7 protein-coding genes and 3 pseudogenes are annotated in these 13230 nt (G+C 33.9%); 5 read left to right on the top strand and 5 right to left on the bottom strand.

The annotated features are described in order from the left end of the window. Positions 1-11: 11 nt before the first annotated feature. On the bottom strand, positions 12-1424 hold the full coding sequence (locus tag SJY24_RS31790) for a YfcC family protein (protein ID WP_377867646.1): 1413 nt from the start codon (positions 1422-1424) through the stop codon (positions 12-14). Between the two features lie 269 nt (positions 1425-1693). Here SJY24_RS31790 and SJY24_RS31785 point away from each other — a divergent pair, with 269 nt between their 5' ends. Further along, positions 1694-3739: a sigma 54-interacting transcriptional regulator gene (locus SJY24_RS31785; protein WP_377867561.1), complete on the top strand. Its 2046-nt coding sequence runs from the start codon at positions 1694-1696 to the stop codon at positions 3737-3739. A gap of 159 nt (positions 3740-3898) precedes the next feature. Here SJY24_RS31785 and SJY24_RS31780 read toward each other — a convergent pair whose 3' ends face one another. Continuing rightward, positions 3899-4174: a hypothetical protein gene (locus SJY24_RS31780; protein ID WP_377867559.1), complete on the bottom strand. Its 276-nt coding sequence runs from the start codon at positions 4172-4174 to the stop codon at positions 3899-3901. Between the two features lie 344 nt (positions 4175-4518). Here SJY24_RS31780 and SJY24_RS31775 point away from each other — a divergent pair. The 3 genes and pseudogenes from SJY24_RS31775 (at position 4519) to SJY24_RS31765 (ending at position 8647) form a co-directional block, all read left to right on the top strand. Further along, positions 4519-4981: pseudogene (locus SJY24_RS31775) on the top strand (DUF4879 domain-containing protein). 490 nt (positions 4982-5471) lie between these two features. Then, a complete protein-coding gene (locus tag SJY24_RS31770; RefSeq protein WP_377867557.1) occupies positions 5472-7835 on the top strand; it encodes a putative mucin/carbohydrate-binding domain-containing protein in 2364 nt (787 codons plus the stop codon). Between the two features lie 140 nt (positions 7836-7975). Continuing rightward, a pseudogene (locus tag SJY24_RS31765) lies at positions 7976-8647 on the top strand (IS6 family transposase). A gap of 174 nt (positions 8648-8821) precedes the next feature. Here the strand turns inward: SJY24_RS31765 and SJY24_RS31760 are convergent. The 3 genes and pseudogenes from SJY24_RS31760 to bla all read right to left on the bottom strand — a co-directional run. After that, on the bottom strand, positions 8822-9136 hold the full coding sequence (locus SJY24_RS31760) for a DMT family transporter (RefSeq protein ID WP_377867555.1): 315 nt from the start codon (positions 9134-9136) through the stop codon (positions 8822-8824). Continuing rightward, on the bottom strand, positions 9136-9477 hold the full coding sequence (locus tag SJY24_RS31755; RefSeq protein ID WP_377867554.1) for a DMT family transporter: 342 nt from the start codon (positions 9475-9477) through the stop codon (positions 9136-9138). The genes SJY24_RS31760 and SJY24_RS31755 overlap by 1 nt, the downstream gene beginning before the upstream one ends. A 481-nt stretch (positions 9478-9958) precedes the next feature. Then, a pseudogene (gene bla, locus SJY24_RS31750) lies at positions 9959-10558 on the bottom strand (class A beta-lactamase); the annotation flags it as partial. Between the two features lie 320 nt (positions 10559-10878). Between bla and SJY24_RS31745 the strand changes: the two are divergent. Beyond that, the gene (locus tag SJY24_RS31745; protein ID WP_377867553.1) at positions 10879-12738 is read left to right on the top strand and encodes a sensor histidine kinase; all 1860 of its coding nucleotides are present in this window, start codon (positions 10879-10881) and stop codon (positions 12736-12738) included. The last annotated feature ends 492 nt before the right edge of the window (positions 12739-13230 follow it).

Raw genomic sequence — 13230 nt, 5'->3', positions numbered from 1 at the left:
TTCGTTTTATATCAGAATGGACCATATCCTATGAAGTGAGCTATGATAACAGCTACTAATCCGATGAGATAGTGAATGAACACAAGTGGCAGAATCCACTTTGCCCACTTTGTCCAAGAAATTCCTGCAATCGCCAAGCCTGCCATTAAGGTCGTAGCGGTCGGAAAAATCATATTTCCGATTCCGTCAGCAAAAGAAAATGATAACACTGCAGTCTGGCGTGTAATACCCAATAAGTCTGCAAGTGGCACCATAATCGGCATTGTCAGCATCGCATGACCTGTGCCAGATGCTAGAACAAAATGAATAAGAGCTTGGAAATTGTACATGCCAACAACGCTTAAATAGTCCGGAATATGCTTGATTGATACAGATAATTGATGCAGCATAGGATCAACGATATGCCCTTCATTTAATACAACAAGAATGGCGCGCGATACACCGATAATCAAGGCACCACCGAGCAAGGATGCAGAGCCGTTTATAAAGGAGTTAACAATCTGATCTGCAGATAGTTTTCCGATGATCCCAATCATTATTGTCAATAAAAGGAATAAGGATGAAATTTCTGTAATGTACCATTCGAATTTGATTACACCAAACGCCAAAACGATATAATTAATTACAAAGGCTCCTAAGATGAACTTATGTCTTCCTGTTAACTTCTCACTTGATTGCAGTAATTTTTCCGCTTCTTTTTTTGTATATTTTCCATAGATGCCAATTGAAGGATTTTTCTTTACCTTCATTGCGTAACGATAGATATAAAGAACAGAAACAAGGTAGATGATAACAAATAAAATAAGGCGAAACACTATGCCTGAGAACATCGGTAATTCTGCGATTCCTTGTGCAAGCCCTACTGTGAAAGGATTCATGATGGCAGTTGTAAACCCTGACAATGCTCCTACTATGACGATAGCAGTTCCTGTAATTGCATCAAATCCCAGAGCCAACGCCAGTGGAATGATAAGAGGAAGATAAGCTAGTGTTTCTTCCGCCATCCCCATTAAAGAGCCACCTACAGCGAAAAACAGCGTCACGACAGGAATCAATAGTTTTTCACGCGTCGCCAACTTCCTAGCCATTGTAGCGATAAGCACATCAACCGTACCAGTTGCTCTTAAGACACCAAAAAATCCTCCGATAATCAATAAGAAAAATATAATATTTCCGGCTTCTACCATTCCTGTATGAACAGCTTTTATCATATCGAAAAATCCGACCGGAGCAGATTCTATTGATTTAAAAGAATTTGGGTCTACAGTAGTCCGGTTATTCACTTCAATCCGTGCATATTCTCCGGTCGGTAAAAAATAAGTTAATAGAGTCGCTATTACGAGAATGCCGAATAGCAATACAAAAACATTAATTTTTTTCTCTTTTTTTCCAAGTGAAACAGCCTGTTCTTGTAGTTGGCTCATATGTGTTCCTCCTTTGTATTTAAAATAAATGGATTGAAATAAAACGCTTACAAAAATACCGCTAATAGACCATGTTCTTTTCTCGTATTCTGCCGTTTCCCTCCTTTTCATAACCTCGGACACTTCATTAATTTATATATGCAATATGTGTGCCAATATGGATAGTGTGATTTTTAAGGAGATTTTTATGGCAAGAGTAGAGATTTTGGTTTTTATTGTCCTTTTTTGGCGATATAATAGAACCAATTTAAAAATAGGCAGGTGTCTTAATGTTAAAATCCTCACTTACACTTATAGCTGGAAGCTCAAAAACAACGCAAGCCTTACAGGAGCAACTAGAACAATTGCTTGGAGACTATGTTTATATTAAAAGCCATGCTGCGGATGAGGGAATACCGCAGTCTCTTGAAGATACAATTATTTTGTATTCATCAGCTTCTGTTTATGATCAAACAAAAGGTATGTATAGCGTGAATGCTGAGAAAATAATTGTGGGAAAGAGAACAGTTCATCATGAATACATTGATAAACTTTTAAGAATACCTGAAGATTCATCAGTTCTAGTGGTGAATGATAATGATGATGCAACAATAAATCTTATTGAATCCTTATATCAACTTGGTATAAATCATATTCAATTTATCCCTTTTCGGAAGGGGGTATTGTTTTATGATGATGTTCGAATTGCTGTTTCGCCAGGAGAAACACATCTGTGCCCTTCTTACATAAAAGAAGTAATTGATATAGGTGTACGTCTTTTTGATATGACAACAATTCTGGAAGTTGTAGAATGTTGTGGTTTGAGCAAGGATATGTCCTCGAAGATTTCAGAAAGGTATATTAGCAATATCATTGAATTACAACGTAAGCTATTACATGCAGAGCGGGATGCTAAGCAGATGAGTGAACACATCCAAAATGTGTTAGGAACTGTCGATGATGGAATATTAGTCGTTAACCAGGAAGGGCGGATTACGGTATTCAATGAACGTCTTACGGCATTGTTTCATATTGTGGCGCAAGATGTGGTTAATGAGTATGTAGAACATGTGATGAGTCGTCGGGATATTACCGATTTCATCATGAATGGAAAGGATGAAAGCAAGTTCTTCGACATAGATGGCGTGGATGTCGTAATTTTTCGTTTGCAAATGATGCAAGAAAATACAATTGTCGCAACTTTTAAGAGTGTACATCAAGCTTTTGAAATTGAAAAAACAGCGCAAAGAGAAATGCGTAATAAAGGATTTCATACAAAATACGGATTTGAGGATATTATCGGCGAACATATTGTAATGAAAGAGCGTAAGCGAATCGCCAAGAAACTTGCCTTATCGGAACATCCGATTTTAATTCAGGGTGAAACAGGAACAGGAAAAGAACTGTTTGCCCATGCTATTCATGAGCATTCATTGCGAAAAAACGGACCGTTTCTGGCTGTAAATTGTAGCGCATTAACAGAGAGCCTGCTTGAAAGTGAATTGTTTGGTTACGAAGAAGGGACATTTACAGGAGCACAAAAGGGGGGCAAGAAAGGTCTGTTTGAATTAGCGGATAACGGAACTATCTTTTTGGATGAAATCGGGGACATAAGTCTTACTGTTCAATCACATCTGCTGCGCGTTCTGCAGGAGGGAGAAATCCGCAGAATCGGTGGTGTAAGAATTATACCTGTCAATGTTCGAGTGATTACCGCAACAAATAAAGATCTTCAAGGAAAGATAAGGGCGGGTTCATTCAAAGTCGATTTATTTTACCGGTTGAATGTACTTAATCTCTGCATTCCACCACTCATTGAGAGAAGAGCGGATATACCAATTTTGATTAAGCATTTCATCACAAAGAGCGGAAAATGGGTAAAGATAGAACAAGATGTGCTGGAGTATTTCATGCAATATGAATGGCCTGGAAATATCCGAGAATTAAAAAGCACAATTGATTATATGCTGACAATTTGTGAGGGAAATGTCGTGACGAAAGGAGATCTTCCGTCCATGCTGGGACAAGAGGGGGGCAGCGTGAAATCCGAATATCCCGTATGTGGAAGTATACTGGAAATGAAGGAGCATGTTTTTATCTTGGAAGTGATCAAGCAATGTAACGAAAAAGGAAAGGCGGCAAGCAGAGATCTACTTTCAAGTAAAAGCAAAGAATCAGACTTTGCTTTATCCCCACAGCAAATCCGTCGCCGTCTGGATATTTTAGAAAGTGAAGGATTTGTCGTAAAAGGAAGAGGGCGAGCTGGTACAAAGATTACTGATGCCGGAATAGAGTATCTGCATTTTCTTAAATCAAAGTATGCTGTGTATTGTTAAAGAAATCATTCCTATATTTTGATTGTGAATGGAAATGATATAATTAGCCATTACAGATTCTGGTGCAAACTTTTCAAGTAATCCCTTAATGATCAAATTACATCTAATTTGATTTATAACAGATCGGCGTCATAGACGACCAAATAAAAACACAGGGTTTTATCTCTGTGTTTCTTCAAATTTTCGTTTTTGAATATATGCTTGTGCATGAATAATTTCTTCCTGAAGCTCTTTTAATTCTTTCATAGATTCTGATTCAATAACCATGTAAGTAGTAACTAAACTGATCATCATATCCATTTTCTCTACTATATTTTGAATGACCTGTTCAGATTGTTCTTTTTTAGGGTGTTGTATGGCTATTAATACATTTTCTATATAATTGTTCTTTCTTTGCTGGATATCATAAATAAACTGTTTTGTGTTTGAGTTCATTTGTTGTTCCTCCGTTTTGGATATATTTCTATTCTATCATATTTGAATGGAAAGCATTGGATCCCCCTAAAATCATACCTGTCTCGCACACTTTCTAAAGTAATAGTAACAGTATGTCCAAGATTTATAGATTCATTGCAATTGTCCTTAAGTTCTTGCACCAGAACCAGCAAACTTGAAATGGGTCCAAAGGTGGTAAGTCAATTAGAGTAGAGAACTAATTATGCTGTAGTAGGATTAATGTTATGTATAAATGATAAAAAGCAATGAATATGCACAATTTCATATGTAAATAGGTACTTTTTGTTAACTCTTTTAAAGGGAAGGAATTGTATGAAATTAGTATGATAGAATCAATTTGTATTAAATCGAAAGGGGATGAGAGTATGCTAAAAAGAATGATTTTAGGAGTTTCATCATTATTAGTGGGAGCAACAGTTGGCTTAGCGACTGATGTTTCTGCAGCACCTGCCCTACCATTAAAATCATTAAATGTAGTAAAAGTTGAATCTCAATTAGGCGGAGTTGAATTTATTGGTCCTAATAATCTAAGTACAGTTAAAGATCATGGAGGAAGCTATTTATACAAATGAAATGGGATATGGTAAAAATCCGATTGCTCAAATGAGTGGTCAAAAACTAAAAAAAGTAGATTCTAAGATGACTGATATTAATGGTGATAGAACAGTTGATGGATGGGAATATAAATGGGATGCTTCGGGACAGCAAAATGGACAATTTAAATATCAAAACACATCTACAAATGCACCCTGGAATACATTATCTACGTCATTAAATATTAAATAAGCTAACAGAAGAATCTAATGTTAATTTTTTGGTCGGTTGCAATAAATGTAATGTTTAGGTAAGTAAAGGAGTTTACGTTTTTTAGCGGGCTCTTTTAATCTAATGATAAGATACTGGCAAATTGATAAGCTATTTTATCCAATTGTCACATTCGAAATTTACATAATGTTATTTCAGTAAGCAAATTTATGTTTAATAGTGTGAGTAATTAGACATAAATCTATCAATAAAGTTATTAAATGAGTCTTTCAGCATAATTATCTAAAACTACATATTTATGAATTTTTATAATATTTTTAGTATATATCTAGTCCTAAATCATACCATTTTATAACAAAATACTATAATTTGATTAGTAATAGTAGTGAAAAAAACATTAAACATAACTAGGTAATATAGCTAGTGTTATTTTTTTACATAATTTGTTTTATAGTATGCATATCATTATTATTCAATGTAACTAAAATAATTTAAAAGGAGATAGGAAGTTATGTTTAAAGTAAAAACAAATGGAAGAATCAAAAAGATTGTTATGATTTCTGCGGCTTGTACCATGGTGTCAATGTATGGAGCACCAATTTCTAGTACAGAGGCAGCAATCCGATCGCATGCTCCATCAGTTTATGTAACTCCACAAAATACTGCTGCTTCAGATATTATTAGCATAGACTGGTCACCAATCCAAACGGCACCTTATACATATTGGGCTGTACATAACTGGAATCAGGGAGGAGAGGGTGGCGGTTATGCTGGCTTCCAGCAACAAAGCGGTTTTGATCAAACCGGTAAACGTACCCTTCACTTTGCACTTTGGGATCCAATAGCATCAAACCAAGCAATTAAAGCTGAATATTTATCGCCGACTTCAGAAGCCAGTAGATTTGGTGGAGAAGGAACAGGTTTGAAGGTACAAACAACTTATAATTGGAAAGATAGTGAATGGTATCGAATGACACTACGTTCTTGGCAAGAAGATGGTCATACAAAGTTTGGCCAGTGGATAAAAGATAATAAATTAAATCAATGGAAGTTAGTTGCTATTATGGATCATCCAGTTGCGAATGTTCCATTTAACTATGGTTTATCGATGTTTCAAGAGGACTGGGCTGGTAATGGACAAGATGTAAGAGAAGCACGCCTTAAAAATGGCTATAGCAGAAAAGTTTCAGATAAACAATGGAATTCTTGGAATAATCAGCGTATCTCTGGGCAACATGATACCTCTTATCAATACGATGGAGGAGCAACTTCAGAATATCTATGGGTTAAGGCGGGAGGAAATACTCAATCAACTATTGGTACTGGAAAGACTTTTAATATAAATCAGCCTAGTCAACCAGAAATGGGAAATTTGGATTTTGATATTCAAAATATTCGTTTTGAATATCAAAAATTAAATGTGTCTTGGAAATTGAAAGAACAAAGTACTCCCCAGTTTAAAGGGAAAATTGAAATCTATGACAATGAAAAGTTAACGGGACAAGCTTTGAAAGTAATCGACAATATTAAGTCCTATCAAACTGAGGTAAGTCAAACTATGCAATTGCCTCAAACAGCTTATGCTAAAATTACATTAACAGATATATTTGATCGAACTGTAGAGAAAAAAGTAGCAATTACAAATGGAAATTCTGATATTTTAGTAGGGAATCAATTTGCATGGTCCCTAAAAGGAATTAGTGATTTCGAGTTTGCTAAAATCAATTTCAATAAGTCGAAAGAAGAAATGCAAATTGACTTAAAAGCAGGCGTACCGCATCATTATTTTAATGAAACATATGCGAGTATTAAAGTACAAAATACATCAGGAAAAGTAGTATACAATAAAGATATTTATGGAAACAAACAACAAAATGCTGAATCGCAAAAAGTTCCAGTCAAAGTAGGCGATTATATTGAGTTGACACACTTAGAGGGTGTGAATAGAGCTACTTTCAAAAATGTAGACAACAGTAAACAAGAGAGCTTTGGAAAAAAAGCCATGTACGAAATTACAAAAGAAGGTCTGAAGAAAGTAGAAAAAATGCCAGAAGCAACAATTTTAGATGGAAATCAATTTGTATGGTCTTTAAAAGGATATAGTGATCGAGAAATTGCAAAAGTAGATTATAACAAAACGTCAGAAGAGCTAAAAATAAAATTAGAAGCTGGTGTACCGCATTCATACTTCAATAGTACATATGCGAGTATTAAAGTCCAAAACTCATCCGGTAGCGTTATATGCAATAAGGAAATCGTAGGGAATAGACAACAAAATGCCGAAACCCAAACTGTGTCTGTAAAAGTGGGAGATTACATTGAATTAACTCATATAGAAGGAGACACAGTAAATGAAAAGACACGCGCAACATTAACGAATCTTGAAAATAACAAAAATGAGACTATTGGAAAGACAGCAAGGTATCAGGTTACAACAGAGGGCTTAAAAAAAGTAGAAAAAATGCCAGAGACAACAATTTTAGACGGAAAACAATTTGCATGGTCCTTAAAAGGATATAGTGATCGAGAAATTGCAAAAGTAGATTATAATAAAACAGCAGAAGAGCTGAAAATAAAATTAGAAGCTGGCATACCGCATTCGTACTTTAATAGTACATATGCAAGTATTAAAGTCCAGAACTCATCCGGTAGCGTTATGTACAATAAGGAAATCGTGGGAAATAGACAACAAAATGCTGAAACCAAAATAGTGCCTATAAAAGTGGGAGATTATATAGAATTTACTCATATAGAAGGGGAAGCAGTAAAGGAAAAAACGCGAGCGAATTTAACTAACCTTGAGAATGGAAAACAGGAATATATAGGTAAGAAAAGAATATATCAGGTTACATCTACAGGATTAATAAGACAATAAATGTATTAAAAAGTTGGGGGAATCCTCAACTTTTTTTATTGAAATAAAAGGTTCTGGTGCAAAAACTTCAAGGTAATTACAAGTAATCTCTAAAACTTGGACATACTGATACTATTACTCTAAAAAGGTGTGTAATCGGTATGGAAAAGAAAAATTGGTTCAAATGGAAGCACTTTCAGCCTGATATTATTTTATTAACGGTAAGATGGTACCTACGGTACAACCTAAGTTTTCGTGATTTGGCGGAAATGATGGAGGAACGGGGTTTATCCATTTCTCATACAACGATTATGCGTTGGGTTCATCAGTATGGTCCTGAATTGGACAAACGGATCCGACGTTACCTCAAACAAATAAATGACTCTTGGAGATTCGATGAAACCTATATCAAAGTAAAAGGTCAATGGATGTAACTGTATCGTGCTGTTGATTCGAACGGAAACACAATCGATTTTTTCCTAAGCAAAACAAGAGATCATAAGGCTGCAAGGCGCTTTTTCAAGAAAGCTTTGTGGTCTTTTCATGTTTCAAAGCCACGTGTAATAACAGTCGATAAGAATCCAGCTTATCCGATAGCAATTGAACAGTTAAAAAAAGAAAAAAGCATACCTAGCGTTATGCGACTTAGACAACAAAAGTACTTGAATAACATAGTAGAACAAGATCATCACTTTATAAAGAAGCGAATCCGTTCTATGCTAGGCCTTAAATCTTTTGACACAGCTACATCCATTCTTTCTGGAGTAGAAGCCATGCTTATTTTTAAAAAGATCTTCCACAATCAGGCGCATTTCAGCGTCTTTTTTGCATGAAAAGTCCAGCGAGTGGTATAAAAACGAAGTATTTGTTAAGTAGTAAAAAAGTTGTTTGAAAAACAACAGTCATGTTATTCAACAATCTGTCGATTGTGTTGAATGAAAAATAAAGAAAATAATTTGCTTAATAAAAACAGATTATCTTCTTCATCATACAATCTAAAAAATCATTTATGAAACGAGTTTTAGACCTATTGCAGCACCTAAAACCATACCTATAAAAATAAGTCTTTTCCAGTCTGTTGATTCACCATAAAAAACCATGCCTAAAATTGCACCACCAGACGCACCAATTCCAGTCCAAATTGCATAGGCTGTCCCCATAGGTAGTGTTTCCATTGCGTAAGCAAGAAATATAAAACTTAATCCAAATCCGAGAATTAACAAAAATAATGATTGCCAATTTCGATCTTTATGCAATTTATTTATCATAGCAACACCAAACATTTCACACAGTCCTGCTAAAATTAAGGAAATCCAAGCCATTAGGATTCATCTCCTTCCTGAACTTTGTCATCTGTAACTAATTTCAAGCCAATTACTCCAGCTAATAAAAATAAAATCAAGAGTACTTTACCCATTTTAAATGGTTCACCAAATAACAAGATTTCAGAAAAGACAGTTCCAGCTGTACCTAATCCAACAAAAACAGCATAAACAGTTCCCACGGGAAGTATTCTTCCTGCCATAATCATTAAATAAAAGCTCAAAAATATAGCAATGATAGTCCCCGTCCAAGTCCAAAAGTCATCAGCATGTTTTAAACCAATTACCCAAAAAATTTCAAAGAAAGCAGCAACAAATACTTTAATCCAGTCTTTATTCATTTAAAAGGCACCTCCAATTTTATTCTTGCCAAAAAAAGCCTAAGAGATAGCTGTTAAACAGTTTCTCCCATGTTTTTATCCTTCAGTGACACGGCAAATCTGTGAGTTTACTCTGGCCAAGACTCACACTACTTTATCGGGGTAGCATCACATGCCCAGCATGCTAGAAATAATAAATTACCTCATACCCATTAAGCTAATATTTTGAGAGCCCTCCATAACGAAAAGGTTACCTCTTCACAGTTAGTTATGAGATTTTGGTTCGTTTTTTTCGTTTTTAAGAACAATTGATTTCATAAGTTGATGGGTATGTATGGTGACCCCTATAAGAAAAAACACCCGCCTAAATTAGAGAAAATTAGGTTGTATCGGGTTATTCTTTGAATTGCTTCCGTAACATTAAATGGTCAATTTTTCGTGAAATACCTAAAAAAACCGTCACAATACTGTAACGTAAAAATGGAGAAGTTTTAACCTATTATCATTTATTCGTAGTTTTTAAAGTATTTAACACTATTCTGGTTGCTTCTGCAATAAGTTTATCATCGTATTCAGCATCCTCTTTATCATGATTAGAAAGTATTGCAAGAACAATTGGCTTTTTATTTGGTGGCCAAATAATTGCAATATCATTCCTTGTTCCATAAGGATCCTGCACCTGTTTTATCAGCTACTTCCCATCCCTTTGGTACGCCCGCACGAATCAATTTATCTCTAGTTGTATTTCTCTTCATCCAATCTACTAATAGTTCACGTTTTTTAGGTGGAAGTACAGTTCTTATTATAAAAGATTGAAGCGTCTTAGCTATCGCTTCTGGTGTACTGGTATCATGTGTTGCCCCTGGATTCACTTCATTTAATTCAGGTTTAAATCGTTCTGAAGTAGTAACAGTATCACCAATTTCTCTCAATATTTTTCAAACTCAGAAGGACCACCTAATTGTTTAAGAATCAAATTATGTGCCGTACTGTCACTATATCGAACAGAAGCATCAGCAAGTTCTTTTAAGTTCATTCCTGTATCAACATGCTTTTCTGTGATTGGATTATAATTAGAAAGATCTTCACGAGTATATGTAATCCCATTAACTACAAATACACAATTATAATAAATTTTCAATTTTAGGGTTAGCCCTGCATTTTATCTTTACATAAAACATGTAACATATAAGCGTAACTAAAAGGTATTACAAAATATGTGGATGGTTAGATGTAAATATATTAAGCACAAACAAGTTGATCAATGGAGTTTTTTATAAAACATGTATCTATCTTAGCTGTTATTTATTAGTGTGATTGTATAGTGAATAGACATATTATTAAATTATGGAATGAATGGGAAGGTAAATTTAAGAGTGTTATAATCATTGTTCGAGCAGCTTGTTAACTGGAGGTCAAATATTGAAAAGAGGAATTGTATTAAAATTATTTATGATAACAACAGTGTTGTGTATGTTCATTTTGGCAACCATTATTGTTGGACAAACAATATTCTTTAAACAATTTTATACGAATAAAAAAGTAAATGATGTCAAAATAAACGTGAATTCTTTTGGAAAGGATTATTTGAAAAGTGAAGGCAATTCACAAGTTAATCAAAAACTAGAGCAAGATTTCTATCGAGAACATAATACATGGATTACCACATTAGATAGTAATGGGTATTTAAAGAATGTAAAGGATTTTTATATAGAATTAAAATTAAATCCGTCTAAAAATAAAGAAAATCAATTCGTGGACTCTACAATTTCTATACCACTGTATAATTTCAAGTTTGAGGGCGATTATACGAGAGATATGTTAAATGAATTATTCCCTTTAGGAAAAACAGTTATTTTGCAGGGGATAGAAAATAATTCTACATTTATTCCATATCTTTTATTCTTTAACACGAAAAATCCAAGTTTGATAAATCCGATATTAGAAAAAAGAATAACTGATATTTTAGTACAGCAAAAAAATAAATATAATTCTAAAGAAGTCCCTAAAATAGATACTAAAGAGTATAAAAGAGCATTCGAAGAACAACTACCTATAACATACCTAGAAGGGAATATTACAAATGTTCAACTTTCGGGTGAGAATGAACAATCTAATTTTGCTTATACAAATAATTTATTTATGGAAAGGATACAGGAGTTTCAGGCAAATTTATTGCTTAATAAAAAGAATGCTAACTACAATTCGTTACAGGAAATAGATTATGAACAGAATGATATTAAATATAAGATAATAATAAAACCGATAAAGGACAAGAATGGTGAAGTAACATACATTTTTTCAATGGCTTCATTGCAGCCAGTTGATGAAGCTGTACAAATGATAAAAGAGTACTATGTCTATATTGTTTTGCTTGTGTTGGTTCTTATTTTTCTATCTTCTTTTTACTATTCAAAAAAGATAGCCAAACCCTTATTACAAATAAACAAGACAACTAAGCAAATTGCAAACCTAGATTTCTCAGAAAGGGTTCTAGTCGAATCGAGAGATGAAATTGGTGATTTATCCCAAAATATTAATTTACTTTCAAATACATTACACTCACATATTGAACAGTTGCAGCGAGATATAGAGAAAGAAAAAAAATTAGAAAATACAAGAAAAGAATTTATTTCCGGGGTATCGCATGAGTTAAAGACACCTCTAAGTATTATGAAAAGTTGTATTTCTATTTTAAAAGATGGTGTTGCAGATCATAAGAGAGAGTATTACTTTAAGGCTATGGAAAAAGAAGTAGATAAGATGGATATGATGATTGTAGATATGCTTGAGTTAGCAAAATTTGAATCCGGTACGTATAAAATGCAGATGGATGTTTTTTATATTGACATTGCCATTCAGCATATATGTGAACAGTTATCTTTGGAGATAATAAAAAAACAATTGCATGTTCACACACATCTTTCTGCGATTGAAGTCATTGCAAATCATCGTCTTATGGAACAAGTAATCACAAACTTTATCACGAATGCTATTCGTTACACACCAGAAAAAGAAGACATTATTGTTTCTACAATAGATGAGCCAAGTCGAATAAAAATCTGTATCGAAAATAAAGGTGCCCATATCGACGAAGATCAATTAGATAAAATTTGGGATCGTTTTTACCGGCTTGATACAGCAAGACAACGGTCGCAAGGTGGAACAGGACTTGGACTTGCCATTTCAAAAAACATCTTAGAACTTCATGGAGCAGAGTATGGAGTATATAATACAGTTGATGGTGTGTTGTTTTATTTCTATTTACAAAAAAAGGTGTAGAACTTTTGTTCAACACCTTTTTTCATTTATTTTAATCAGATCTCAACATTTCCTTTAATGTACAGAAAAATAGAAGAAGAACTTGGTAAACGGTAAAGAAAATACAATGGATTGTAAGTAAAATCTATACGGAAATTCTTTACTTTATAGTACGGTGCATGTGAAAGATCCCTCTATGCTATCTTTCAAAAAAAAAAATCATACCTATAGACTGTATTTTCAGAAATATTTCAAGCGTGTAAGATAAATGAAAGATAATTCAATATGTAAAAAACAACCGTACAACTACAATGAAAAACAGAATCATTCGTAAAAATCCTGAGGTACGATATTAAGTTATTTTCGTGCTTAATACATTTGACCAAGTATTCCAGTTTAAATAAGAAAATTCGAAACTAGACAATTAATGAATGGTACTTTACTCGTATTTTAAAAAAGTCAAAATGTAGGCAGGCATCTTCTATCAAGTTTCATTCTTAGTGTGTAAAATTG

The sequence above is a fragment of the Bacillus sp. R86525 genome, assembly GCF_042466195.1.
Lineage (GTDB): Bacteria > Bacillota > Bacilli > Bacillales > Bacillaceae_G > Bacillus_A > Bacillus_A nitratireducens.
This window is presented reverse-complemented; position numbering and strand designations above follow the sequence as displayed.